Below are 25,587 nucleotides of genomic sequence, written 5' to 3'. Positions count from 1 at the left end.
GCATCGCACAATAGGCCAGTTATGGGCCTTTTGCAAGTTTTTTACGCCGCCGGTGAAAACCTGACGGATATGCTATTTTCCATCTTTACGCATAGAAAATCATCGCTCTCATGAATACCGGCATGCTGTACGCCGCAGGCGCTTTCCTGTCCTGGGGCCTGTTCCCGCTATATTTTCACGCAATTAAGAATGTGCCGGCGTCCGAAATCCTGGCGCATCGCATGGCCTGGTCGCTGCTGTTCCTGATGCTCGTACTGGCGGTACGGCGGCAATGGAAATGGCTGCCGCAAGTGCTGCGCCAGCCCAAAGTCGTGGGCAGTTTCCTGGCCAGCGCTTTCCTGCTGAGCGCAAACTGGTTCGTGTATATCTGGGCAGTGAACAATGGCCATGTGGTCGATGCCAGCCTGGGCTACTTCATCAACCCGCTGGTGAATGTGCTGCTGGGCATGCTGGTGCTGAAGGAAAAACTGCGTCGTGGCCAGTGGATTGCCATCGGTGTTGCCGCCACCGGGGTGGCCTGGCTGACCTGGCAGGCTGGCCAGGTGCCATATATCGCGCTGGTGCTGGCCCTGAGCTTTGGCGCTTATGGGTTGCTGCGCAAGACTGCGGCGCTGGCGGCGCTGGAAGGACTGTCTTTCGAAACCCTGATCCTGTTCCCGCTGGCAGTGGCTTACCTCGGTTGGCTGGTGTACCACGGCCAGAGCGTCTTCCTGAATGCCGAATCGGACAGCACACGCTGGCTGCTGGCAGCCGCAGGCCCGACAACGGCGATCCCGCTGCTGCTGTTCGCCGCCGGTGCGCGGCGCATTCCGATGTCGGTGCTCGGCATGCTCCAATATATGTCGCCATCGCTGCAAATGCTGCTGGGCGTCTGGGTCTTCCACGAAGCGTTTTCCTCGACCAGGCTGGTCGGTTTCCTGTTCATCTGGAGTGCGCTGGCGATCTATATGCTGGAGAGCTGGTTGATCAACAGAAAGGCGAATTGAGTGTCGGAAAATTTTACAGCGTTGGTTCTGCGGAAATCATAATTACTGTCACTCAATTGACTTTTCCGTAATCGAATCAATGACCTAGGGAAAGTCCGTTGCACGCGGGCACGACAATTGCTTAATTCCCAGTAACACTTCGGGAGAGCAATAATGGTTAGCAAAAAGTTTCTGGCGGGCATCGCAGCCCTGTTCTGTGCAGCATCTGTGCAAGCTGAAACAATGCCGTTGTCGTCCGCATTTTCGTTTAATCAGTACCTGACGACTGGCCAGAGCCAGAACCTGAAGATCGACGTAAATAGCCTGTTGGCTGGCAAGAGCCTGTCCAGCGCTTCGATCAGCTCCGGCGTGCTGACCGTGTCCGGTTTCTCCTCCGCCGACTTCGACATCGTCGGTTCGTCCGTGACGAACCTGAATTACTCGGAGAATCGCGAAACGACGGACTGCAACAAGGGCAAATGCAAGGTCGTCACCGACAACTTCCACATCAAGCAATTCAACACCAACTATAGCGACGCCATCGCCGACGAGATGAAGGTCACGACCGGTGGCGCCTCCGCGACCGGCTCGGCCAACGATCAAAGTGCTTTCGACACCGACAGCGGCAAGATCGAAGACATCAAAAAGCAGACGGGCAGCGAAAATGGCGGCTACAACCGCTGGTACAACCAGTTCATCAGTCATTACGATTCGCTGGGCGGCGACCTGGTGGTGCAACTGAGCCTGGACTCCCTGGCCTTGAACGACCTGGCGGCAGACGGCATCCTCAACTTTTCCGTGAATTCCATGCTGGGACAATTCAACCTGACCGACGTGCGCCTGGACTTCGTAGCGCAGGACGCTGTGCCGCCTGCGCAAGTGCCTGTGCCAACCAGCCTGCTGCTGACTGGCCTGGGCCTGGCCGCGCTGGCAACGGTACGCCGGCGCAAAGCATAAGCAAGCAGCTGCCCCAAAAGGACCCGGCACTTGCCGGGTCTTTTTTTATGCGCCATCACAATGCGCTAAACTAGCGCCTTTACGAACCGACAAGAACTCATACCGTGGCCAATTACGTCTATACCATGAACCGCGTGGGCAAAATCGTCCCACCGAAACGTCAGATTCTGAAGGACATTTCGCTGTCCTTCTTCCCAGGCGCCAAGATTGGCGTGCTGGGCCTGAACGGCTCCGGCAAATCGTCCCTGCTGAAAATCATGGCAGGCATCGACACCGACATCCAGGGCGAAGCGCGCCCGATGCCTGGCCTGAACATCGGCTACCTGCCACAGGAACCGCAACTCGATCCTGAAAAAACCGTGCGCCAGGAAGTGGAATCCGGCCTGGGTGAAGCCTTCAACGCGCAAGCACTGCTGGAAGCCGTGTACGCCGCGTATGCCGAACCGGATGCGGACTTCGACGCGCTGGCCAAGGAACAGGAACGCCTGGAATCGATCATCGCTGCTGCCGACGGCGGCAACCTGAACCTCCAACTGGAAATGGCCGCCGACGCGCTGCGCCTGCCGCCATGGGACCAGAAGATCGGCGTGCTGTCCGGCGGTGAAAAGCGCCGCGTGGCGCTGTGCAAGCTGCTGCTGTCCAAGCCGGACATGCTGCTGCTCGACGAGCCGACCAACCACCTGGATGCCGAATCTGTGGAATGGCTGGAGCAATTCCTGGTGCGCTTCCCTGGCACCGTGGTTGGCATCACCCACGATCGCTACTTCCTGGACAATGCTGCCGAATGGATCCTGGAACTGGACCGCGGCCACGGCATCCCTTGGAAGGGCAATTACTCTTCCTGGCTGGACCAGAAACAGGCCCGCCTGAAGCAAGAAGAAGCCACCGAATCCGCGCGCCAGAAGGCGCTGCAGAAAGAACTGGAATGGTCGCGCCAGAACCCGAAGGCACGCCAGGCCAAGTCCAAGGCCCGCATGGCGCGCTTCAATGAACTGAGCGAATTCGAGTACCAGAAGCGTAACGAGACCCAGGAGATCTTCATTCCTGTGGCCGAACGCTTGGGCAACGATGTGATCGAATTCAAGAACGTCAGCAAATCGTTTGGCGACCGCTTGCTGATCGACAACCTGTCCTTCATCATCCCGCCGGGCGCCATTGTCGGCATCATCGGCCCGAACGGTGCTGGTAAGTCGACCCTGTTCAAGATGATTGCCGGTATCGAGCAACCGGACAGCGGCGAAGTGGCGATCGGCAAGACCGCCAAGATTTCGCTGGTGGACCAGAGCCGCGACAAGCTGGACAACGACAAGACCGTATTCGAGGCGGTGTCCGGCGGCGCCGACATCCTCAGCGTGGGCCGTTTCGAAATGCCATCGCGCGCGTATGTGGGCCGCTTCAACTTCAAGGGGTCGGACCAGCAGAAGATCGTCGGCAACCTGTCCGGCGGTGAGCGTGGCCGACTGCACCTGGCCAAGACCCTGCTGATGGGCGGCAACGTGCTGCTGCTGGACGAACCGTCCAACGACCTGGACGTCGAAACCCTGCGTGCGCTGGAAGATGCGCTGCTGGAGTTCGCCGGTTCCGTGATGGTGATTTCCCACGATCGCTGGTTCCTGGACCGTATCGCCACCCACATCCTGGCCTTTGAAGGCGATTCCCAGGTGACTTTCTTTGCGGGTAACTACCAGGAATACGAAGCCGACAAGAAGAAACGTTTGGGCGAGGAAGGCGCGAAGCCAAAGCGTATTCGTTATAAGCCGCTGCATGGCTAAAACCGGTAAACCTGGGTCTGCCCCACAGGGTCAGACCCAGTCAATTCCGACGCCACGGATTGGGTTGGGCGCCTTTGATCTTCGTCGAACATCAAAGACCTCGAACCAACCCCATTAGCCGCAAGATCATTCGGGGTCTGACCCTGCGGGTCAGACCCCGGTTTACCGGTTTAAAAGGAGGCCAACATGCGCAAACAATTCCTTTGTGGCCTGGTGTTAGCCAGTGCCGGCGCCATTGCGCACGAGGCCCCCATCGACAAGCTGTCCTGGCTAGCCGGCTGCTGGTCGCACACCGGCGCTGAAAAAGGCTCCGTGGAAATGTGGACCCTGCCAGCTGGCGGCACCATGCTGGGCGTCGCCCGCACGGTAAAAAACGGCAAGACAGTCGAGTGGGAACACACCATGATCCGCGAAACCGAGCCGGGGATCTGGGCCTATGTGGCCAAGCCAAGCCGTCAACTCGAAGCGGCCTTCCCGATCAAGTCGATCGGCGATGGCGAGGTGATCTTTGAAAACCCGCAGCATGACTTCCCGCAGCGGATCATCTACAAGCGCGATGGGGCCGATGGCATCAAGGCGCGCATCGAAGGTGTCTCGAAAGGCAAGGAAAAAGCCTTTGATTACCCTATGCAGCGGACGCAGTGTCCGAATGGAGGGTGAGGCGGGCACAAGGACATTGGCAGCGCAAGGCTGCCGTTGTCGCACCCGGCCTCGATCGGGACTTTGCGGGGGGAAGCAGCTGAACTGCCCTCCCCCTCGACTCAGAAGCTAGCCTTCACGCCCAGGTTGACCGCGCCTTTGCGGCGGCCCTGGTCGATATCGTTCTTGCCGAAGTGCTCGTACTCCAGCACGCCCGAGACTTTCTCGGTGAAGGCGTATTCAGCGCCAACCGAAGCGTACAGCGCGTTACGGCTGCTATCGCCGTTGTACGCGGAAGCCAGGCCGGTGGCATTTACGTCATTCTTGTTGTGGGCGATACCCAGCTTGCCGGTCAGCGCCACCTGCTGGTTGATCGGGAAAGTGCCCTTGCCAGCCAGGTAGAAGGACTTGGCCTTGCCTTCGATGCTGCCGGTGCCTGCGCCGGTGGTGTAGTTGTACGACTGCTTGCCGAAATCTACATAGCCGGCTTCCACGCCCCAGGTCTTGTCGATCTGCACGCCGCCAAAGATCTTGCCACCGTACTCCGTGGATTTCTTGTCGCCGTCACTGGTGTCATTCGGCAAGGTGTACTTGTTCGAGTTGGCCACGACGCCTGCACCGATGTACGGCTTCAGCTCTTGCGCCTGGACGGAGGCCGCGCCGAGGGCAACGGCGGAAGTGATGAGTGCGAATGCGATTTTTTTCATGTTCGTGATCTTTCAGCAAAAGTAAGTCGGACTTGCTTGGGATCGCGCTTCGTCTGTGGAAGTGCGATGGAAAGCACGATAACACTGCCAAAAGTTCAAGGGGGAGACGAACTGGTAAGAATTGTGTGATTTTGTAAGCAGCCTTGAAATACCAATGTTCAGCTCAAAATGAGCGAACTTGGCTTCAGATAAGCCGGAATGTCAGATTGATACGCGGGCCACGAGGTGTTCGCTCTTTATTGATGCCATGCCGCCAGCAATGCTGGAGTTTTCCCGCCATGAGCAACAGGCTGCCGTCGGTCAGGTCGATCTTGACGGTTTTGGGCTGCTTCTTGTGCTTCAGGATAAAGGTGCGGGTGGCGCCGAAGCTGACCGAGGCGATCGCAGGCTGGGGGCCAAGTTCCGGCTCATCGTCACTGTGAAAGCCCATGCTGTCCTGCTCGTTTCGGTAATAGTTGAGCAGAACGCTGTTGAAGCGCTTGCCGCTAGCGGCTTCAATGGCGCGCTTGATTTCAAGCTGCAGGGGCGTGAAGGGCAGCGGCTCGAAAGTGCGGCCAGAATAGGTATAGCGCTGCTCGCCATACCAGGCGCTGAGCCTGGGCTGCGCCACTTCGCGGCCGAACAGGAAAATGGTTTCTGCCTTCCATGCCGTTTCATCGAGCAGCCTTTGCATCACTTCTGCGTTATCCACAGCGAGCGGAAGCTGCCGCATGAAATACAGCTCGCCATCCTCGATCGGGATAGGCAGTAACTCGGCTTCAGCAGAAAACAGGTCCATAGGCGTTATCATATAACGATGAACAAACGTCAATTCCTCGGTGCCGTGGCAGCGGCCGGCGCCCTCCCCTCATTAGGCGCCGCTGCTCCCAAAGCTGAGCGCGGCCCGGCGCTGCTGACCGTAACCGGTGCAATTGCCAAGCCGAATCGCGGCAGCTTCGACCGTGTCGCCGACCAGATGATGCACCGCCAGCACCTGGCATTCGACAAAGCCTTCGCTTTCGATTTTGCCGCACTGGATGCGCTGCCCGCCGTCGCGATCAAGCCGACGCTGGAATACGACAACAAGCCGCATACCCTGTCCGGCCCGCTGCTGGTCGATGTGCTGAAAGCTGCCTGCGCGCAAACGAGCGACAGCAGCAACCTGATCCTGCGTGCAGTGGATGGCTATGCGGTAGCGGTGCCCCTGTCACGCGCCAGGACGCAGCGCTTTATCGTTGCCACCCACATGGATAGCGCCCCGATGGCGCTGGGCGGCCTCGGCCCACTATGGGCGATTTACGATGCGGACCGGGTGCCGGAAATGGCGAGCAGGCCCGTGGGCGAGCGCTTCACTACCTGCCCCTGGGCCCTGTATCACATCGAAGTTCAGGCGTAAGCTTCGGCCAGCGACATCACGCGCGGGGTGATCGCCACCCCGATATCGCCAAAAATCTTGTTGATGATGGCCATATTGGCTTCGGCTTCTTCCGCCTTCCAGCCGTTGAATAGGTCGGTGCCATCTTTCTGGAAGTGCAGGTCCAGCACCTTGCCGCGGTCCTTGTGGGTGTAGCCCGAGCTGTGCACCTGCTTGAAGCCGCCTGCAGCCAGTGCCTCGAGTACGGAAGTCGGCGGGTTATCCGGGTCGGTTGCCATGTACACGCCGAAGGTCTTGCCAGGCGGTTTGGCGGCAATATCGACTTCGTAAATGCCAGGCGCCTTGGTGACAGACGTGGATTTCAAAAATAACATAGCGTTCCCCTAGAACTGTGTGTGGCTTAGGTGGACAAGCTTATTGCTAACGACCAATTTTGTCACTCGCTGGAACTATCTTTTTGCTCGACCACAACAGAAGCTGGAGCAAAAAGCATTACCTGCTCTTCAACTATACTTTTGCACTGCTGATTTACAAGCCGGAAGATTAGTTAGGAGTCCTTGACATATTGTGTTTTGCCCATATACTTGGCGCATGGACACGACTTCGACCCGCATCATTTCCGCCATTTCCCGCATCGGCAGCGTGCTGCGCTCGGGCATGTGGGAATTTGCGACCAGCGAAAACCTGAACCCGGCGCAGGCTGAGATCCTGCAATTGCTGCATAGCCGGGCACAGGGCGTGCGCTTGTCCTGGGTTGCGCGGCAACTCTCGATTTCGGCAGCCAGCGCCAGCGATTCGGTTGCGGCCCTGGTGGCGAAAGGGCTGGTCCGCAAAGCCCGCGCGCAGGACGATGGCCGTGCCACCGACCTGCATCTTACCGAGGATGGCCGGCAAATGGCGCAACGCATTGCGGGTGCCACCGCATTTGCCGACGAGGCAGTCGGCAAGTTGTCGCCGCAGGCGCAAGAACAATTGCTGGGCGGCTTGCTGCAGCTGATTGGACAGTTGCAGAAGACGGAACGCTTCCCGGAACTGCGCGCTTGCCTCTCTTGTAAATATTTCCAGCCTGACCGGCACCAGGATGACGCCGCCCCGCACCATTGCGGGCTGGTCGACGTTCCATTGTCGGTGGCGATGCTGCGCATTGATTGCCCGGACCACCAGCCGGCCGATCCAGCGCAGCAGCTGAAGAATTGGCAGGCCCTGGCTTGAGGCCAGCCTTTTTTTTGTCCTATTTAATTAGGACTCCTAATTTAATGAAAGGAGCTTCACCATGTCGCGCGTTCCACTGAACACCAATGACTCCACCGGCCTGCTGGCCCAGATCCACCAGGCTTTCGGCGCCACGCCCAATATGTTCAAGGCGGTGTCCAACTCACCGGCTGCCCTGAAGAGTATGTGGGGTAGCTTCGGTGCCCTTGGCAGCGGCAAGCTCGACGCCAAACTGGGCGAGCAGATTGCCGTGGCGATCGCCGACCGCAACGATTGCGAATACTGCCTGGCGGCGCATACGGCACTGGGCCGCAAAGCCGGAGCCTCCGCCGACGAAATGAGCGCGGCACAAGCTGGCCAGTCGAGCGATCCAAAGACTGGCGCCGCATTGCGCTTCGCGATAGCAGTGGTCAGCAACCGGGCCAGGATCGATGATGAACAGGTGGAAGAGCTGCGGGCGGTCGGCTTCAGCGATGAGGAAATCGTGGAGATCATGGCCCATGTGGCGCTGAACCTGTTCACCAATTATGTGAACGTCGCGTTCAAGGTGCCGGTCGATTTCCCTGGCGTGAAGCTGCGCGCAAAATGATGCGGCTAGATGCCTCGGCGTGGCTCAACGGGGCTGCGCCTGCCACCGACGGCAAGGTGGTCGCGGTGCATGCCTTCCAGATGCTGTGCCCGGGCTGCGTGGCGCACGGCGTTCCACAAGCCATGAAGATGCAGCAGGTGTTCCCTGAACTGGTGGTGATTGGCCTGCACAGCGTCTTCGAACATCACGACGTGATGACCCCGCAGGCGCTGGAAGTGTTCATCCATGAATACCGCTTGCCGTTTCCGGTGGCGGTCGACAGGCCGGTTCCCGGCTCGCCCGTGCCGGCCACCATGCAGCACTACGCGCTGCGCGGCACGCCCAGCCTGCTGCTGTTCGACCGCGAAGGACGCTTGCGGCTGAACCATTTCGGCAGCATCGACGACATGGTGCTGGGAGGGGTGATCGGGCGCCTGCTGGCCGAACAGCCATTGAGTTCGGCGAAAGATGGTGCCGACGCTCGCGGTGCGCAGCACAGCGACGGCGCGGCCTGCGATGCCAACGGCTGCGCGCGAGCCGGGTAGACGGGTCAGGTGCGGCCCGGACCTCCGCTGGCGCGCGGGAACGCTCCGCCAGCTCAGGGCTTGCCGGCCCGTTTGCGCTCGGCCAGTGCGCTGGTTGGCGGCACCAGGGCACGGTATAGCTGGCCCGTCTCAGCGTCCCATGCCATCACGGCATCCTGCTGGCGCAGCACCGTCGCCATGTCGCCGCGCGCTACCGGTCCCGTAAGCGCAGGCGCTGCGCCGAGGCGGAAGGCGTTTTCCATCGACTCCAGCGCCAGCGGCCGCGCCAGTTCGCGCGCCACGGACTCCGGAATGCCAGCCGCCTGGTAGGCGCGCAAGGCCGCGTCAATCACTGTTACCAGGTAATTGCTCGCAAAAACGGCAGCTGCGTGGTACACGGTCTTCGCTGCCGGATCGATTTGCACAGCCCTGGCGCCGATCGCGGTCAACGCAGGCAGCAAAACATCAAGCGCCTGCCGGTCGCCTTCGACGCCGCAGAAGGTGCCAGCGAAACCCGCTGCCACCGCATCGGCGTCGGCAAAGCTGCGTATCGGATGCACGCTGGCGACATAGGCGCCTGCTGCGCGCGCCGGGTGCAGGCGGTCGGATGCCAGCGCACCGCTGCAATGAAATACCACGGCCCCCTGCAGCGGCACGGCAGCCGCCAATGCTTCGCAGGCAGGAACGATCTGGTCGTCAGTCACGGACAGCATGAACACGTCGGCTGACCGCAGCCCGGCATATGAGGCCGCGGCATGTCCGCTGCCGATGAAAGCGGCCGCCCGCGCCGCGCTATCGGCCGAGCGGGACAGCACATCCTGCACCGTGAACGCGCCGGCCGCCGAAAACAGGCGACCCAGGACGCTGCCGACGTGGCCGCCGCCAATGACGGTCAATCCACGCATCAGAAACTCGACCCTGGCTGCTTGAGGAACTCCACTTCTTCCGGCGTCGATTCGCGGCCGAGGATGGCGTTGCGATGCGGGAAGCGTCCGAAGCGGCGTATCACCTCGTAGTGCTTCTTGGCGTAATCCAGCATGCCTGCATAGCCCGGCGCATCCGCAGCCAGCATTTCAAACAGGTCCACGCAGCGCATCTGCATCGACAGGTTCTCCGAATGCTCGAGCGGCATATACGAGAACGCGCGCTGCGCCGGCGGCAAGGTCTGGTTGGCGCCCGAATCGTCCAGCGCCTTGGCCGCCTCCAGCGCCAGTTCATCGCCGGCAAAGGCCTTCGGCGTGCCGCGATAGACATTGCGCGTGAACTGGTCCAGCACGATGATGCGCGCCAGGGTACCTTGCGTGCCCTCGTCATCCCACTGCCGCAGGCCGCCCAGCAGCCCCTGCTCAATCACGTCGCCGAACTGCTGGAAGATCGCGCGGTCGAATGCATCGTCCTTGCGCCACCACTCGGAGCGCTGCATATTGTGGCCCCTGGCGCCAATGGGGAGGAACCAGAAATCGAGAACGTCTTGTGAATGGATGACCAAACCTGCCTCCTAGTTGCGTGCGTGGGTAACCTGGAAGCTGTCGATGCCTTCGTAATGGGTCATCTCTTCCGCGATGCGCGACAGCGGCGATCCGCTGCGCTTGCTCAGTGCCAGCGCGACGAAGCGCCATTCCAGCTTTCCCTGGTCCATGCCGATGGTCAGAGAACCGCCGGCGATCTGGTAGCCGCGTTCCAGCGCCATGGCGCGCAGCTGGTCTTCCTTCGGCTCGAAGCCCGGCTTGAAGCGCATGGTGATCGCGATTGCATGGCGCGACGGCAGCCACGCTTCAACCTTGGACAGGAAGATCATGGACATCGCGCACAGGAAGGCCAGGCCCATGGCTCCCAGGTAGAAGCCCAGTCCGACTGCCACGCCTATCACCGACGAGGCCCAGATCGACGCCGCCGTCGTCAGGCCGGAAATGTTGAAGCCTTCGCGCATGATGACGCCCGCGCCAAGGAAGCCGATGCCAGTCACGATGCCCTGCACCACACGGGTCGGGTCAGTGCCGACCAGCTCGGACATATGGCCGCCAAACCAGAGCGAGGGGTAGCCGCACACCACGGTCAGCGCCGCCGACGCCATGCATACCAGCCCATAGGTGCGCATGCCCGCCGCTCGCCCGTGGTAGGAGCGCTCATAACCGACCAGCAGGCCAAGCAGCAGCGCGCCGATCAGGTTCATCAGGATCACGAGATTGGTCGCCAGTTCGCCGGACGACCAGTAAGCACGCAGGAAATCTATGCTGGGCATAGCTGCCTCACTTATGGTTTTGGTGTTTTCTTGGCTGCGAGCTGCTTTTCGAATGCTACATCGAGTTTGCTGACGCGTTTTACTTTTTGCGGGCCCTGCGCATTGACGAAGGCCACAAAATCATCCAGCTCCATCGGCGCGCAAAGCGGCGGCTGGCCTGGCCCTTCCGTCAGGAAGAAATGGCCGCTGCCGGTCATGGTCATCGAGTAGGACTGGTTGCCGGAGCGCTCTTTCAGGCGCGCCAGCGCGTTGGATGCCTTGGTGGATCGGCTCATATTGCCTCCGTCCTTTCGTTCAGCCAGCGCAGTGCGTCGCCGCTGACATGAGGCGACAGTCGTTGTCGCACGGTGGCGTGGTAATCATTCAGCCAGCGCACTTCGTCTTCGCGCAGCAGGGATTTGTCGATGCAGCGCGTGTCGATCGGGCACAGGGTCAGGGTCTCAAATCCCAGGAATTCGCCAAATTCCGATTCTGCCGCAGGCACGTTCAGCACCAGGTTTTCAATGCGGATGCCCCACTTGCCAGGACGGTAGATGCCCGGCTCGTTGGAGGTGATCATGCCTGGCTCCATGGCCGTATGCGCATCCGGCGGCGTCGAGGGCGAAATCGACTGCGGGCCTTCGTGGACATTGAGAAAATAGCCGACACCATGGCCGGTACCGTGGCCGAAATCGATGCCGGCAGCCCACAGCGGCGCACGAGCAATCGCATCCAGCATCGGCGATTTCACGCCGCGCGGGAACCGGGCGACGGACAACGCCATCATGCCTTTCAGGACCAGGGTGAAGTCGCGCCTGTGCTCCTGCGTGATGACGCCGACCGGTACCACACGGGTAATGTCAGTGGTGCCCCCAGTGTACTGGCCGCCGGAATCGAGCAGCAGCAAGCCATTGCCTTCAACCACGGCACTGCCTTGTGCCGGCGCGCGGTAATGCATGATCGCCCCGTTCGCATTGAAGCCTGCGATGGTGCCGAAGCTTAGGCTGACAAAACCTGGGCGGCGTCGACGCGCCTCCAGCAAGTGCTGGCCGATGGCGTACTCGGTCAGCGGTTCGCGCTTCGGATCGGCCAGGGTTTGTTCGAGCCAGCTGAAGAATTCGCACAAGGCGGCGCCATCCTGCTCCATCGTCGCGCGCACATGTTCCGCTTCATGTTCGGTCTTGCGGGATTTTGCGAAGGTGGTTGGATTGACCGCTTCAATAATTCTCACACTGTCCGGTACCGCCTGGCGAGTGCCGAACGTGATGCGGCGCGGGTCCAGCAGCAGCGTGCTGCCGGCTGGCAGCGTAGCCAGAGCCTGAGCTGCCTCCTCGTATGGCTCTACGAAGACGTTGTCGGCCGCCAGCAGGCCCGCCAGGCCCGGCTCAATCTTGCCGGCGCCGACGAAGAGCATGGCGCGATCCTGGTCGACCAGCGCGTGCGACAGGAAGATCGGGTTGTAATTGACGTCCGAGCCGCGCAGGTTGAACAGGTAGGCGATATCGTCCAGCGTCGAGATGATGTGATGGGCCGCGCCCTGGCGCGTCATCTCCGCCCGCAACGCCGCCAGCTTGGCCGCGCGCGTCTTGTCGGCAAATGGCCGCTGGTGCTCGTAGACCGGAGCGTCAGGCAAGCCGGGACGATCGGTCCACACTTCATCCAGCAAATCGAGGTCGGTGCGCAAGGCAATGCCGCGCGCCTGCAGCAGGCGAGCGATCGAGAGGCCAAGAACTGCGCCATCGACCGCTAGCATTTGGCCGGGCTTCAAGGTCTCGGCCAACCAGTCGACGTACTGCACGCTGGCGCCCGATGAAATTTTCATCAGCTTCGCGCCAGTTCCGGCCAGCTCCGCTTCCGCCTGCGTCCAATAACGCCCATCTGTCCAGACGCCCGCGAAATCCTGGGTGACGATGAAGGTGCCGACCGAGCCGGTAAATCCCGACAGCCATTCCCGCCCTTGCCAGCGCGCCGGCAAATACTCGGACAGATGGGGATCGGAGGATGGGACCATGCAAGCATCAACCTGATGGCGGTGCATTGCCGCGCGCATGGATTCAAGTCTGGTGCGGATTGATTCTTTCATAGCGCAATCATACCCCGATTGAGCCATAATGCCCGGCGGCCGCTGCTTTCAGGCGGCAATGGAGAGAGAGAATTGATTCCTGAAGATGTACGCGCAGAGATTATGCGCCGGCTTGCGGCTGCCGAAGCCGAACATGATGTGCGTATCCTGCTGGCAGTAGAGTCCGGCAGCCGTGCCTGGGGCTTTGCCTCACCGAATAGCGATTACGACGTGCGCTTCATCTACGCGCACCCGCGCGACTGGTACGTCGCAGTCGACCTGGAAGAGAAACGCGATGTCATTGAATACAAGATCGTCGATGAGATCGATATCAATGGCTGGGATATTCGCAAGGCTTTACGCCTGTTCCGCCGTTCGAATCCAGCATTTGTGGAATGGATCCAATCGCCAATCCTGTACCGTTCCCACGGCGGTTTCGCGGACGGTGCTCGTGCGTTGCTGCCGAGCGTGTATTCCGGCGAGAACGGCATTTACCACTACCGGAGCATGGCAAAGACCAACTATCGCGGCTATCTGCGTGCCGATATGGTTCCTTTGAAGAAGTATTTCTACGTGCTGCGTCCCTTGTTGTCCGTGCGTTGGCTCGAACGTTATGGCACTCCAGCGCCTATTGAATTCGACAAGCTGCTGCATTTGCTGGAAGGCGAGACGGAACTTCTGGAGGCAATCGCGGCGCTACTGGAGAAAAAGAAGGGTGCGCCGGAAATGGGACTGTCCGAACCGGTGCCGTGCCTTAACCGGTTCATCGAAGCGGAACTCGTCCGCCTTGAACGACCGGACGTGGTCCGCTTCCGAAGCAGCGACGTCAATGCAGAACTGAACCAGCTATTCCACGCCGTCCTCGCCGAACAGCGCTAAAGCCTGCCCCCGGGCGGCAGGCCACCACCCGCCTGCCGCTCAATCAATCACCAGCAACTTGCAACAAGCAAGAATCCCCGCACGATTGGAATTCCAAAAGTTAGCTTTTTGTTACCTTGTGCTAGCATCCTTTCGCCAATAAATTATTGCCCAATGACAACTAAATAGCGGCCCATTACGGGCTTTTTTTTATGAATCTGCTCGACCTCGCCGGCTTATCCGCCGCTTTCAGTGAAGCCAACCGCCCGATCCGCCTGCGCCTGGGATCCGAGAATGAAGTCCTGGACGACGCCCTCATGGTCCAGCGCGCAACCGGTGTTGAAACGATGTGCGGCGATGGCATCGAGTACCGCCTCCTTTGCGTCTCGACCCAAGCTGGACTGCCCATCAAGCAATTCATCGCATTACCCGTCGAAGTGCAGTTTGTCACCGCCGACGGCACGCTGCGCTCGGTATGCGGCCTGGTGCAAAGCGCTTCCGAAGGACAAAGCGATGGCGGCTTCGCGACCTACCAACTGGTGGTACGCGATGCGCTCGCCATGATGGAGCTGCGCACCAATACGCGCGTCTTCCTCGACATGAGTGAAACCGACATCATCCAGAGACTGGTCAGCGAGTGGCGCCACCGCAACCCTGTGCTTGCACGCTCTTTCGACATCGACCTGTCCGGTGTGCTTGGCAACCACCCTTCACGCGCCTTCACCATGCAGTTCCAGGAATCAGACTCGCAATTCCTGAAAAGGCTGATGAAACGACGCGGAATCGCCTGGTTCATTCGCCCCGGTCAATCCAGCGAAACCGGCAGCGACGACATGCCAAGCCATACCCTCGTCTTGTTCGACAACGTATGGCAACTGCCAGAACCAGCTACCACTCCATGGCGCTATCACCGGGCAGACGGCACAGAAAAGGCCGACGCCATCAACGCCTGGAGTGCGGAACGCACGCTCGCCCCCGGTGCCAGCACCCGGCATAGCTGGGATTACAAGGCCGCGCGTATGGCAAGCCACCAGGCCGACTCCTTGCTTGACCAAGGCACGCTGGGCAACCAATTCGCGGAAGCGGTCACCGACAGCTGGATTGACCCGCCGCATATGGGCAAGGACGGCGAGGACTTCGCCTTCCTGACCCGACTGCGCACCCAGCACCACGAGTACAAGAGCAAACGCTTTTACGCCGAATCGGACCAGCGCAGCGCCTGCGTCGGCGTCACGTTCAGCATGAGCGGGCATTCCGAGATCGACAGCCACGCCCCGGAAGAACGCGAATTCGTCATCACCGAACTGCACGTCGTTGCAGAAAACAACCTGCCCAAGACCCTAGGCGACAAGGTGCAACGCTTGTTTGCGGTCAACGGCTGGCACGCATCGACGTCCGCCAGCTTTGACCCATCCACCTTGGCGCAAGCCAGCGACGAACGGGTCGCCCGCTACAGCAATCGCTTCACCTGCGTTCGTCGCGGCATTCCGATCGTACCAGCCTACGATCCACGGGTAGACCTGCCGCCGACCCATCCGATGAGCGCCATCGTGGTCGCCGATGAGGGCGAGGAAATCAGCTGCAATGAACTGGGCTGCACCAAGGTCAGGATTCTCGGCTGCACAATCGAAGACCATGAACACGGCGCTGGCGCGTCCGGCACAGCGCGCGACTCAGCCTGGATACGCAACCTTAGCGGCTGGGCCAGCAACGGCTACGGCATGATAGCCTTATGCCGCGCCGGCGATGAAGTCATACTCCAATTCCTGGACGGGAACTGCGACCGGCCCGTCATTACCAATCGCGCCCACAACGGCAACGCCCCACCACCAACATTCAGCCATGTAGGCAGCCTGCCCGGCAACTTCGCCCTGTCCGGCATCAAGAGCAAGGAATTCGGCGGCAGCCGCTACAACCAGCTTCGCCTGGACGATACGCGGGGCCAGATCAGCGCGCAACTGGCAAGCGAACATTGGCACAGCGAAGTAAACCTTGGCTATTTGACGCAACCGCGGAGCGATGGCAAAGGTGAGCCGCGCGGTGAAGGCTATGAACTGGCTAGCGAAGCAGCTGGCGCCCTGCGCGCGTGCTCATTGCTGCTGACCACGGAACAGCAGAAGAGTGCCGGCGGCACGCAGTTGATGCGCGACGCCATCATTCAGGTGCTGAGTGCCGCCCTCGAGCAAGTTCAGCGCCAGGGAGAATACGCGGCGGAGGTCGAGGCCAACCTGCCGGAAACGGGACATGACAACAAGCAGGTCGACGATGACAGCAAGCCTGGCGCACAGGCACACGCTGGGCACCAAACCCAGCTAAAAGAGGCAGTCGACAACCTGGAGCGCGGCTTCAACACCGACCCCGACGGCAAAAGCGGTGAAGGGGACCAACACGGCAAGCAAGGCATCCTCATGCTTGGCTCAACTGCCGGTACCGCATTGACCAGCCAGCAAAGCATCACCGTGGCCGCCAACACCAACCTTGACCAGGTCGCGCAACGCGATATGAACCAGACGACCGGCCGGCGCTGGATTCATAACGCTGCAGAGTCGATCAGCCTGTTCGTATCCGGCACAAAGGCGAAGCTGAAGGATACCTTCAAGATCATCGCCGCCAAAGGGAACGTGAAGTTGCAGGCCCAGGACGGAGAAATCAATGCTACGGCGCAAAAGGACCTCACCATCACCAGCGTCGATGGCCGCGTGGTGATCCAGGCGCCGGAGGAAATCCTGCTGATGGCGGGGGGATCTTATATCCGGATCGGCAAGGATCTCGAGGCAGGAAGCCCGCAAAACATGCTGCTCAAGGCCGCGAAGTACGCTATGACCGGCGCAGCCAGCAAGTCGGCAGACATAGCAGAGCCACCGAAAGGCAACGAAAAGATGTGCGCTATGCAGTCGGCGAGCGCTGTCGCCAACGATGGCGCTCTAGTTCCAATCAACTGATATCGAAGCGCATGTTTGCACAAGAATTACTTGAAGCACACGGCTACGCAATGGTCGACTGCTATATGCTGGGCGACGAACTGCCGCCGACGTGGAAGCTGCTGCCGCTAGTGCCCGACGGCCTGGAAGCCGATGCCGCCAAATTTCCTGCCTTGCTGCCATTGGCATCGCTACCGGATGAAGAATTCTTCGCACTGTGCGAACAGCTGGAGCACGCCCGCGCGCACAAGGTAACGCCGCCCATCCTGTCACTGTTCAAGACCAGCGCCGACGCAAAGCACCTGCAGGCACACTGGAAAAAGCAGCTGATAGCGCGACTGCCTGGCGGCGGCAAGTTCCACCTGCGCAGCTATGCACCGCGCGTCATGACGCAGATACTACGCATCTACAGCCCGCCGCAATTGAAAGCGCTGTTTGGCTGCATTAGCGAATGGAGCATTTACTGCGACCACGAATGGCATCGCTTGCAGGCCCCGGCTTGCGAGCCAGTGCTGGCGCAGTTCTTCAGCCGCCCTCAGGGCGAGCAGATGCACCGCATACAGGCAATCAACCGCACCTTGGCACAGTTGCCGGACGAACTAAGGCCGGCTTACGCATCCGATGCCAAGGGATACTTCAGCGTCAGCGAAAAAATAGACTCGCTGCTGCTCCGCGCAGCGAACCATGCCCTGGCAAGGGAGGACGAGCAAGTCCAGTTCGCATTACAAGGCATGACCGTTCATCCGCATTTTGATACGCACCCCCGCGTGCGCGCGCTGCTGGCCGGCATAGACAGGAACGAGCAGACGTACCTGGACGCCATTGCCGAATTGCAGCCCGCAGACTGGCAACGCATTGCCACCGACCTCAACGCGCAACAACACACCCAATACCTGATGGACAAAGCACCATGACATTGAATACCGTACCCGGTTGCGAATTTTGCGACAAGCGTGGATTGCCTGTACTCGTAGCCCGCTACGCGCTGGCGCCCGTCTCTGCTGGCGCCCCCAAAACCCGAGCGCTCCATGCTGACGGCAAGACCGAGTTCGTAGGCTTGGGTGACTCCGCCCACTACACTCGCCGCCTGCTGCGCGGCGGCTACTTGTACGTTCACGACGAAGCGCGCAAGCGCTGGGATGGCTACTTCGTTACCGAAGACGCGTACCTCATGCGCTTTGAAGTGGGCAAACCGGTGCCGCGTTCATTTACCTCCGACAAGCAACCGTGTACGCAGACCGGCCACCAAAATGTCGCCGGCATGGTCACCATTCCCGACCCGAACAAAGCTACCCGTGTATGGTTCGGATTCTCCGATGTGGAGTGGACCAACGCCGTGCTGAAACAACACGAAGACGCGGCCTATCGGAGGAAACACATGCAGGTGCTGGACGTCAAAGCTGTCCTGGCAGGCAGCAAGCAGGAGAACGTCCATCCGCTCAAACAGCTGGGCAGCAAAGTGGCCGAATACGCCTGCGATCCGCTCAAGGCCACGGCCCCTAATGCGTTCTATGACGCTCCCTACCCCTTCGCACCACGCAGATTGCAGCTGGAAGAAACACTGGCAACCGCCGATGCCCTGCGCAAGGGCCAGGGCGTTATCGTCAGTCTGCATGATCCGGTGGCGATGGCCGTCGAAATCTCAGTACAGGCGAACCATCTGATTGCGAACCAGCTTGAGCTGAATAAGCAGGACAAAATCAAGTCCCGAAAAGTTGCAGTATCGAGCGCGATTCTCCAATTGCGTGGTTCTGTCATGAAGAACGCCAGAGACACGTTCCTGGCAGACGCCGAGATGGAACGGATGCGTAAGCTCGCCGTTGCAGGAAGATTCGGTTATCTCGATGGGCAAACGATGGAGAAAATTGAAGCCATCGGCAATCCCAGTGTGGGGGCAATTCAAACGGCACAGGCTGAGGCCTGGAGGCGTTATACGCACCGCGAAAGTGGCCGGGCGCGCTTCAATGAGGCGACAGTAGAAGCGTTTTACAAGAATTTTGAGCAAGAGATCAAAACGTTCACTGAAACGCATATCGACCCGTTAGGCGAGGCACATGTCGCGTGGAGCACCAGTACGCACATGCTGAACTGCATGAACTGCAATTTCGATTCCAATGACATACGAAATGGTGTGGCTTTTACTGAAATCTTCGCCAACTTTACCTACGGAACTGAGGCGATCAAGGCTTGCTTTAACCAATACCAAAAGTGGCTGGATGACGACGATTGCAAGCCAGAGAACCTTCTGATGCGAGCATTGGTCTACAACAACGACGGCCTCGGAAAAAAAGTACTCGATGCTACGGCATTTGACTCACGGGCCATTCCTTGGGACGGCTTGATGGGCTTCTACAAAGAAGCAATTAAGGAACTCCGGGGCGACACTCCTGACACAGCCGCCAAACTGATGGGGCGAATGATAGGTCCTTTTGCTAAGGTGGGTTCTAAGTTCATAGATGGCGCGGCCAAGCTGGCCTTTACCATATTGGGTATGCACAGCGGGCTCGGCTGGCAGCGACTATCATTTGAAGGAAGCCGCAAAGAATTCCGCGCTTTTTTAGCAACCCAGCTGTTCGAAAATAGCGGAACGAAAATGTCCAAAGCACAAATCAGGACGGCAGTTGCCCGTGAACTGAAACTTGCAGCCATTTACGGCGAACAGCTCGATCAGCGTGGAACCTTAAAGTGGGTGGCTATGCGGCAGGTTGGAAGCTCAACACTACTGACGCCCAAAACTCTGAACGACATCCGTTTCCAGAAATTTGAGCAGATAATCCATGCTGATGTACGGGCAGGGGTTTGTGTTGGGATATTGCAATACGTTTGCCTTACCAAAACCATTGCCGATCACGCTAAAGCTCTAGAAGGTGACATGGCTGAGGCCACGTCACGGCTCATTGCGGGCCTCGTGGGTGTAGCCGGAACAATTTGTGACACGATTGGATTGGCGCTAGAGAAGATAGGGAATGCAGGCGTTCAGTCGGCGCGCGGGGTGGCTATCAGATGGGGGGAACGGCTCAAAAGATGGGGGGGACGTGCTGGCCTTGTAGGAGCAGCGCTTATGTCGGTTTGGGATTTTATAAAAGGCGCGGAAGAATATCAGAAGGGGAACTATCGTACTGCTGGACTCTACATCGCTTCCGGTCTTCTGGGAACCGGCATAGCGATCTGGATGATGAGCGGCTTTAATCCTTTTATTCTAGTAGCGATTGGGATCTACTTCGCCATTGTCTATTTCCTCGAAAAATATAAGGACAATGCCGTTCAAAGCTGGATCGAAAATTGCATCTTTGGCATCGGCAATGCATATAATAACGGAGAACTGGAAATGAAAGAACTTGAGAAAGCTCTGACGTAAGGAATCGATATGTATTCGCCAGAAACTTTAAAATTTAGGGGATTTAATGTCAATCGCCCCCTGCACGAAGATGAGCAAAAAAACAAACTTAGCAATAAGGCGATCTTGGCCGAGTTTGATGAGGCTGTTCCGCACTATCAGTTATCAGTAATCCGATTAAATAGCACCTTTATCGAGATCACAGATCGGAATTATTCCGTGCGCGGAGTCATTACAACGCTTTGCGCCGTGTTCATAATAGCATTGACATGGCTGCTCATAACTCTGGGAATGATCACCCTGAATCGATGGGATCTGTCGACTGAGACAACGATAAAAGATCTTTGGTTCATGGCGTTCGCCTTTTCACTGTGTTTGCCAATGCTGTTCGTTTTGGCGATGCTATTGAGGCGCGAATCATTTTGCTACACCCATTTCCCGATACGTTTAAACAGAAAGAACCGAAAGGTCTATGTTTGGCGAAAAGACGGTACGGTATTAAGCATTGGGTGGGAAGAGGTGTTCTTTTGCTTGCGTTCGTACGACTTTAGCAGCCTTAAATCGTGGGACATCTTGGGCCATGTGCTGGCAGCGGACAGAGTCACAGTACAGGAAACTTTCGCATTTGGTAGTTACAGCTCCTCCGACGTCGACGACGTGCGAATGCACTGGGAGTACTTCCGGCGCTACATGGAGGATGGACCGGAACAACCGCACAGAATGTTAGAGGTGTGCCTGCCTATAGCAGAACGGCGCGAGACTTGGTGGGAGGGCTGCATGCGTCTTTCCTTGAACTTGCACGGCAGCATTTTCTTGCAAGCTACATCGTTCATCCCATTTGATTTGCCAGCTAGTATTGGGCGTATGTTCGCCATGCGAACTAGCAAGATCCCCCATTGGCCGGATTGGGTAGAACAGGAGTGTGCCATCGAGAAAGACGACCATTATGTGCGCGAGTCTGGATATATCGCGCCCCATAAAGCTAAAGCGGCATGACAATTTCCCCAGCGTTAAGCCAAGGGGACAAAAAGCTCGCCATGTTTACCTTGAAGAAAAAATGTATTCACCAGAATTTCTAAGACCGAATGGCTTCAAGGTCAATCGACCTTTGAAACCAGAAGAAAGACTCAACGAACTGAAGAAAGGTGAAAAAATTGCCGAATTTGACGAGAACTTGCCGCTTTATCAGCTGTCAGTCATTCAACAAAATAGTACTTTCGCAGAAATAGTAGATAGGGACTACCCTATCCGGGGTGTATTCACAACACTGGCATTGCTGATTATTGTAGGACTTTCCTGGTTTTTGGCAGCAATTACGTTTGACACAGTTAGCCGGTGGGACGCTATTGAAGAATACAACAGGGAAGGGATGAGAAACACATTGTTCTTTGCTGCCTTGATGGTGTTCCTGTTTATCGCCTTTTCTGCGTATGGACTTTTTCGCGAATCATTCAGCTACACTCATTTTCCTTTAAGACTTAATCGAAAGAACCGAAAAATCTATATTTGGCGCAGAAATGGAGAGGTATTCAGCGCGCCTTGGGATAAAACCTTCTTTTATGTGCGTTGCTACAGTAAGGGCGCTGTCCAGATGGGGGATATTGTCGGCCATATCTTATCCGAAGATCGTCAGACCGTAAAAGATTCTTTCACTCTGAGCAGCTACACCTCAAGTGACGCAACCGACTTGCGGCTCCATTGGGAATATTTCCGCCGCTTCATGGAAGATGGGCCCGCCCAGCCATATCGAATGCTTAAGATTTGTCTGCCGATAGCCAAACGCCGAGAGACCTGGTGGGAAGGGTTTATGCGCCTGTCGCTTCTACTGCATGGCAGCGTCATTATGCAAATAATGGCCACGCCATTCAATCTGCCCGCCAGCTTAGGCCGAGTATTCGCCATGCGTACCAGCAAAATACCACGCTGGCCTGACTGGGTCGAGCAGGAATGCGCTATTGCCAAAGATGATCCGTATGTTCGCGAATCGGGGTACGAAGCACCGCGAGAAACCTCACAAGCGGCGTAATCTGTTTTCCGCTCAGATCGAGATGAAGAATGTATAGCGACTATAGCCAGTCAAAGAAATTCGAGTGGAATGGTCTACCGAATAATGATAAGAATGAAAACGAACTGAAGATAAAGGAGAAGCTGGAAGGATTTGACGAGAATTGGTCGCATGACGACCCGTTTGTCATCCAGTTTAACAGCACCTTTATCGAAGTGACGGATACCAGGTACCTTTCGCGAGGGCTCGGAACGCTCGGTTACCTGCTCACTATACTGGTGATATTGATACTTTGTTTGCTTATCAATTCTGGCGAGACTGATGCACTTACTCACTTTCATCATTTTATTGACTTCGTAGGATGGAGTGGTTTGCTGTTGCCAATCTTGGTGCAGCTTCTCTTCATGGTTTCCATCTACGAATTGTTGAAGGAGTCCTTTAACTACACCCATCTTCCGATCCGGCTCAATCGAAAAAATCGAAAGATCTACATCTGGAAAAGGGACGGGACGGTATTAACTACACAGTGGGATAAGGCGTTTTTTTGCATTAGCGAGTATCGATGGGATACCAACGTGGCATTCCATATCAGTTGCTTTCTGATGGAAGGTAAGGGCAAGCACCGGACGGCAACCGGTATTTTCAGACTTGGTTACGCGTCGAAAGATATCAATGAAGTGCGCAATTGCTGGGAGTACCTTCGTCGCTATATGGAAGATGGCCCCAAGCAACCCCACAGAATGCTGAAGGAATGCTTGCCAATCGCGAAACGTTACGAAACCTGGCAAGAAGGCTATGCACGACTACCAAAGGACTGGTTAACCGTTCCGATCTGTTTCTTGGCCAGCTTTGCCCGCGTATTCGCTATGCGCACCAGCAAAATCCCACGATGGCCTGACTGGGTAGAGCGGGAATGCATCATTACGAAACACGATCCCTATGTGCGCGAATCAGGCTACGAGGAAGTGTGACGCGTTTTCATGCGGAACCGAAATGACAAAGGAAATGACGAATGCGATGGCTGTTATCTAGATTTTTGATTTTGCTGGGCGCTCTCGCTTGCTGGATCGCCTTCCTCGCGCTCGGAGTCCGGCCTGACTATAGCAAGTGGGCCAATTACAAATTGGTGACGCTGCACTTTCTGCCCCCCATCGGCATGTGCCTGGCATGGTGGTTTGGTCGCTGGTACGTAAGTGACCGCAAGCAAAGCGCTCCGGAGGCGCAGCACAACCAAACGGAAGCTGCGATGCAAACCGTGCAGGATCCGGCGCATTCCCGAGTCGAGCAGCGCCGCCAATATTGTGACTGCCGCTTGTTGGCGATCAACGACCTGGCAATCCACGAAATGCTGGAATTGAGCGAGAGCCGCAGTGTGGCAATCTCGATGATGAAGGCGGACGAGAAGAGTGAGGAACTTGCTTCGCAAGACACTCGCCGCGTACTGGATGCCGGTATCGCCGAAGCGCTTGGCTATATTTATGCCGAGTGCGGCGCAGCAGCCGCCTTGCCCATCTATCTGGTGGCACCTGCCGACATTGCGGCCAAGGATGCAATTGAACACGTGCGCATGATCGCGGCGAGGCTCATCTTCGACATGAAGCTGCCGGTGAAGTTGAAGGCTGATGCGCCGCTGGTAATGGCCATGCCGTCGCGGGGCAGCGCTTCGAATAGCGTGCTTGGGCTATTCGAGAGCATTCCCGAGCTTCCGGCTGCGGTGGTGCTGGCGTTTGATTCATCGATGTCGCAGCTATCGCTGCCGGTCACAAAGCCTGGCCATGGCGTGTTCGCCCTGCTGGTGACCGCTGCCGATTTGCCGGCCATGCTTGATGCGGCGGGCACCGATGATGACCCGTCCCGTGGTCATTATTCGGGCAGCGGTTTGCCTTTGCTTGCGAGTTTGCCGCAACTGCTGCGAGATGAATTGCGCGCGCTGGGTTCAGTAGCGCGCATCTACCGCGCCGCCACCGGGAAGATCGACGATAAAAGCGGCCAGCTAGTGCTGACGTCGCTTCTCGAACAGGCGCAACTTCATGCAAGTGCGCCCGGACAGGCTGCCGAATCGCGCTGCGAATGGCTTGTGCACAATACTGGCGAGTCCAAGCATGCCGGTGGCCGCCTGGCCTCGATTGCCGGTGCACTAATGCATCGAAAGATCGACCTTAAACCCATCGAGATGGCAACTGATATGGTCCGGCATGTCGGGCACCTTGGACAGGCCAGCCCCATAGGCCTGCTGGCCGTTGCTTTGGTACAGGCGCAAGGCAAGCAGGGCCCTGTCTTGTGCGCGGAGTTTGCCGAGCCAAATGGCATCGCGATCGCATTTGCAACGCCTCACCTGAGCTAGCCATGAAACGTGTCATTCGATTAGGTGATTCCACCAGCCATGGCGGTTCGGTCACCAGTGCGGCAGAAAACTTCTCCATCATGGGCATTGCCGTTGCGCGCGTGGGCGACACTGTTTCGTGCCCACGTCCGGGTCACAGCGGCTGCACCATCGCCGAGGGCGACCCGGACTGGGTGATCGAAGGCCGCGCAGTGGCCCTGGAATCCCACGTCACCAGTTGTGGCGCCGAGCTGATTTCCTCGTTGCCGAACCTGGAGCGGGGGTAAGGCATCCCGGCCGACGGGCGCTCACCGGCCTACATGCGCGGCACGCCATCCCGATTGACCGTGATGGTGCGGCCAGGTTCGGACGAGAGCTGGGCGCGGTGTTCGGTGCCGCGGAACTCGTAGGTCACGTCCCAGTATTGCGGCGTGCGGCTGGGAATAGCTTCGCAGCGCTGAACGTTCTGGGCGTACTGGTTGCCGGCGTTGCGGCCAACATTGGAGCCGACCGCCGCACCGGCAATCGCGCCGCCGACCGTGGCGATGTCTCGGCCGGAGCCGCCGCCCACCTGGTGACCCAGCACGCCGCCAATCAGGGCGCCGGCGATGGCGCCTGCCGTGCCGCTGCCGCCCGAGGCTTCAACCTGCTGCCGCTCAACCCAGCAGCGTTGCTCGGGCGGGCCCACCACGGCGCGAGCAGAAGTAATTGGGGCTTCATACACACGCTCGCTCGGTCGCATGCGGTATTCATAATTTGGCTGGGCCACCGGCTCTGGTGCGTAAGCCATTTCATCAACACGCCGGCGCGGGGGCACGGCGCGGATCGACGAGATATTGTCGTTAAGGCCCATACCCTCCAGCGATTCATAGCTGCCGCGCCGCAAGATCCTGCACTCGCCCTCGAAGTTAGGTAACGGGCACACTTCCCAGCGGCCGCGCTCAACCACGACCGACGAGGCGCGGTTATCGAAACCTGCGCTGCGCAGATCGCTGATGGAACGTGTGACGTTAATCGGGCGGCCGCGCCAGCCTTCGCGCGGATAAAGCGTGATTTGTGCCAAGGCGTGCGCGCTGACGAGGGTGATTAGCGTCGCCAGCGCAGTTCTGATTGGAAACTTCATGATGTCCTCCGATACAGATCAGGTGCGCCCAGCATGCGC

General features: G+C 58.3%; 26 protein-coding genes. 17 read left to right on the top strand and 9 right to left on the bottom strand.

From position 1 onward, the window contains the following. The first annotated feature begins 110 nt into the window (after positions 1-110). From rarD to ACN9MW_RS02175, 4 genes are all read left to right on the top strand, one after another. The gene (gene rarD, locus ACN9MW_RS02190; RefSeq protein WP_426167142.1) at positions 111-986 is read left to right on the top strand and encodes an EamA family transporter RarD; all 876 of its coding nucleotides are present in this window, start codon (positions 111-113) and stop codon (positions 984-986) included. Positions 987-1,139: 153 nt separating this feature from the next. Beyond that, positions 1,140-1,922, top strand: coding sequence for a PEP-CTERM sorting domain-containing protein (locus ACN9MW_RS02185; RefSeq protein ID WP_426167140.1), 783 nt, complete (start codon positions 1,140-1,142; stop codon positions 1,920-1,922). A gap of 104 nt (positions 1,923-2,026) precedes the next feature. Then, complete coding sequence (ettA, locus tag ACN9MW_RS02180) at positions 2,027-3,694, top strand: energy-dependent translational throttle protein EttA (protein WP_426167138.1); 1,668 nt, start codon at positions 2,027-2,029, stop codon at positions 3,692-3,694. A gap of 186 nt (positions 3,695-3,880) precedes the next feature. After that, positions 3,881-4,354 carry a DUF6265 family protein gene (locus ACN9MW_RS02175; RefSeq protein WP_426167136.1) on the top strand — a complete coding sequence of 158 codons (474 nt, stop codon included), beginning with the start codon at positions 3,881-3,883 and terminating at the stop codon, positions 4,352-4,354. A gap of 101 nt (positions 4,355-4,455) precedes the next feature. On the opposite strand, the gene ACN9MW_RS02170 is transcribed toward ACN9MW_RS02175, so the two are convergent. Together ACN9MW_RS02170 and ACN9MW_RS02165 are read right to left on the bottom strand one after the other, a co-directional pair. Beyond that, positions 4,456-5,040: a porin family protein gene (locus ACN9MW_RS02170; RefSeq protein WP_426167134.1), complete on the bottom strand. Its 585-nt coding sequence runs from the start codon at positions 5,038-5,040 to the stop codon at positions 4,456-4,458. A gap of 184 nt (positions 5,041-5,224) precedes the next feature. After that, positions 5,225-5,818, bottom strand: coding sequence for an alpha-ketoglutarate-dependent dioxygenase AlkB family protein (locus ACN9MW_RS02165; protein ID WP_426167132.1), 594 nt, complete (start codon positions 5,816-5,818; stop codon positions 5,225-5,227). An 18-nt stretch (positions 5,819-5,836) separates the two neighbouring features. On the opposite strand from ACN9MW_RS02165, the gene ACN9MW_RS02160 reads away from it, so the two are divergent. Then, positions 5,837-6,415 carry a molybdopterin-dependent oxidoreductase gene (locus ACN9MW_RS02160; protein WP_426167130.1) on the top strand — a complete coding sequence of 193 codons (579 nt, stop codon included), beginning with the start codon at positions 5,837-5,839 and terminating at the stop codon, positions 6,413-6,415. Here ACN9MW_RS02160 and ACN9MW_RS02155 read toward each other — a convergent pair. After that, complete coding sequence (locus ACN9MW_RS02155; protein ID WP_426167128.1) at positions 6,406-6,768, bottom strand: hypothetical protein; 363 nt, start codon at positions 6,766-6,768, stop codon at positions 6,406-6,408. The two genes, ACN9MW_RS02160 and ACN9MW_RS02155, sit on opposite strands and share 10 nt — an antisense overlap. A 217-nt stretch (positions 6,769-6,985) precedes the next feature. Here ACN9MW_RS02155 and ACN9MW_RS02150 point away from each other — a divergent pair, with 217 nt between their 5' ends. The 3 genes from ACN9MW_RS02150 (at position 6,986) to ACN9MW_RS02140 (ending at position 8,719) form a co-directional block, all read left to right on the top strand. After that, a complete protein-coding gene (locus ACN9MW_RS02150) occupies positions 6,986-7,606 on the top strand; it encodes a MarR family winged helix-turn-helix transcriptional regulator (RefSeq protein WP_426167126.1) in 621 nt (206 codons plus the stop codon). Positions 7,607-7,667: 61 nt separating this feature from the next. Then, a complete protein-coding gene (locus ACN9MW_RS02145; RefSeq protein WP_426167124.1) occupies positions 7,668-8,195 on the top strand; it encodes a carboxymuconolactone decarboxylase family protein in 528 nt (175 codons plus the stop codon). After that, positions 8,192-8,719, top strand: a complete 528-nt coding sequence (locus tag ACN9MW_RS02140; protein WP_426167122.1) for a peroxiredoxin family protein — start codon at positions 8,192-8,194, stop codon at positions 8,717-8,719. Before ACN9MW_RS02145 ends, ACN9MW_RS02140 begins: the two co-directional genes overlap by 4 nt. 53 nt (positions 8,720-8,772) lie before the next feature. Here the strand turns inward: ACN9MW_RS02140 and ACN9MW_RS02135 are convergent, their stop codons facing one another. The 5 genes from ACN9MW_RS02135 to ACN9MW_RS02115 are packed head-to-tail and all read right to left on the bottom strand — an operon-like array spanning position 8,773 to position 13,002. Continuing rightward, a complete protein-coding gene (locus ACN9MW_RS02135) occupies positions 8,773-9,603 on the bottom strand; it encodes a Rossmann-like and DUF2520 domain-containing protein (protein ID WP_426167120.1) in 831 nt (276 codons plus the stop codon). Then, complete coding sequence (locus ACN9MW_RS02130; RefSeq protein WP_426167118.1) at positions 9,603-10,187, bottom strand: DUF924 family protein; 585 nt, start codon at positions 10,185-10,187, stop codon at positions 9,603-9,605. Before ACN9MW_RS02130 ends, ACN9MW_RS02135 begins: the two co-directional genes overlap by 1 nt. Before the next feature lie 9 nt (positions 10,188-10,196). Then, positions 10,197-10,940: an MgtC/SapB family protein gene (locus tag ACN9MW_RS02125; RefSeq protein ID WP_426167116.1), complete on the bottom strand. Its 744-nt coding sequence runs from the start codon at positions 10,938-10,940 to the stop codon at positions 10,197-10,199. 11 nt (positions 10,941-10,951) lie between these two features. Then, entirely contained in the window at positions 10,952-11,215 is a 264-nt protein-coding gene (locus ACN9MW_RS02120; protein WP_426167114.1) for a hypothetical protein, read from the bottom strand. After that, positions 11,212-13,002 carry an aminopeptidase P family protein gene (locus ACN9MW_RS02115; protein WP_426167112.1) on the bottom strand — a complete coding sequence of 597 codons (1,791 nt, stop codon included), beginning with the start codon at positions 13,000-13,002 and terminating at the stop codon, positions 11,212-11,214. The genes ACN9MW_RS02120 and ACN9MW_RS02115 overlap by 4 nt, the downstream gene beginning before the upstream one ends. A gap of 18 nt (positions 13,003-13,020) precedes the next feature. On the opposite strand from ACN9MW_RS02115, the gene ACN9MW_RS02110 reads away from it, so the two are divergent. From ACN9MW_RS02110 to ACN9MW_RS02070, 9 genes are all read left to right on the top strand, one after another. Further along, positions 13,021-13,860, top strand: a complete 840-nt coding sequence (locus tag ACN9MW_RS02110) for a nucleotidyltransferase domain-containing protein (RefSeq protein WP_426167110.1) — start codon at positions 13,021-13,023, stop codon at positions 13,858-13,860. A gap of 191 nt (positions 13,861-14,051) precedes the next feature. Beyond that, positions 14,052-16,781 carry a type VI secretion system Vgr family protein gene (locus ACN9MW_RS02105; RefSeq protein ID WP_426167108.1) on the top strand — a complete coding sequence of 910 codons (2,730 nt, stop codon included), beginning with the start codon at positions 14,052-14,054 and terminating at the stop codon, positions 16,779-16,781. Positions 16,782-16,792: 11 nt separating this feature from the next. Further along, complete coding sequence (locus ACN9MW_RS02100) at positions 16,793-17,674, top strand: DUF4123 domain-containing protein (RefSeq protein ID WP_426167106.1); 882 nt, start codon at positions 16,793-16,795, stop codon at positions 17,672-17,674. After that, a complete protein-coding gene (locus tag ACN9MW_RS02095) occupies positions 17,671-20,118 on the top strand; it encodes a T6SS effector BTH_I2691 family protein (protein WP_426167104.1) in 2,448 nt (815 codons plus the stop codon). Before ACN9MW_RS02100 ends, ACN9MW_RS02095 begins: the two co-directional genes overlap by 4 nt. Positions 20,119-20,127: 9 nt before the next feature. Continuing rightward, the gene (locus ACN9MW_RS02090) at positions 20,128-21,093 is read left to right on the top strand and encodes a DUF6708 domain-containing protein (protein WP_426167102.1); all 966 of its coding nucleotides are present in this window, start codon (positions 20,128-20,130) and stop codon (positions 21,091-21,093) included. Positions 21,094-21,154: 61 nt separating this feature from the next. After that, the gene (locus ACN9MW_RS02085) at positions 21,155-22,123 is read left to right on the top strand and encodes a DUF6708 domain-containing protein (RefSeq protein ID WP_426167100.1); all 969 of its coding nucleotides are present in this window, start codon (positions 21,155-21,157) and stop codon (positions 22,121-22,123) included. 29 nt (positions 22,124-22,152) lie between these two features. Next, positions 22,153-23,073: a DUF6708 domain-containing protein gene (locus ACN9MW_RS02080; protein ID WP_426167098.1), complete on the top strand. Its 921-nt coding sequence runs from the start codon at positions 22,153-22,155 to the stop codon at positions 23,071-23,073. Between the two features lie 41 nt (positions 23,074-23,114). Beyond that, complete coding sequence (locus ACN9MW_RS02075) at positions 23,115-24,446, top strand: hypothetical protein (protein ID WP_426167096.1); 1,332 nt, start codon at positions 23,115-23,117, stop codon at positions 24,444-24,446. Positions 24,447-24,448: 2 nt separating this feature from the next. Next, positions 24,449-24,712 carry a PAAR domain-containing protein gene (locus ACN9MW_RS02070; protein ID WP_426167094.1) on the top strand — a complete coding sequence of 88 codons (264 nt, stop codon included), beginning with the start codon at positions 24,449-24,451 and terminating at the stop codon, positions 24,710-24,712. A gap of 29 nt (positions 24,713-24,741) precedes the next feature. Here the strand turns inward: ACN9MW_RS02070 and ACN9MW_RS02065 are convergent, their stop codons facing one another. Beyond that, complete coding sequence (locus ACN9MW_RS02065) at positions 24,742-25,548, bottom strand: beta/gamma crystallin-related protein (RefSeq protein WP_426167092.1); 807 nt, start codon at positions 25,546-25,548, stop codon at positions 24,742-24,744. Positions 25,549-25,587 lie beyond the last annotated feature (39 nt).

Source organism: Pseudoduganella sp. R-34 (genome assembly GCF_049904655.1).
Lineage (GTDB): Bacteria > Pseudomonadota > Gammaproteobacteria > Burkholderiales > Burkholderiaceae_D > Rugamonas.
This window is presented reverse-complemented; position numbering and strand designations above follow the sequence as displayed.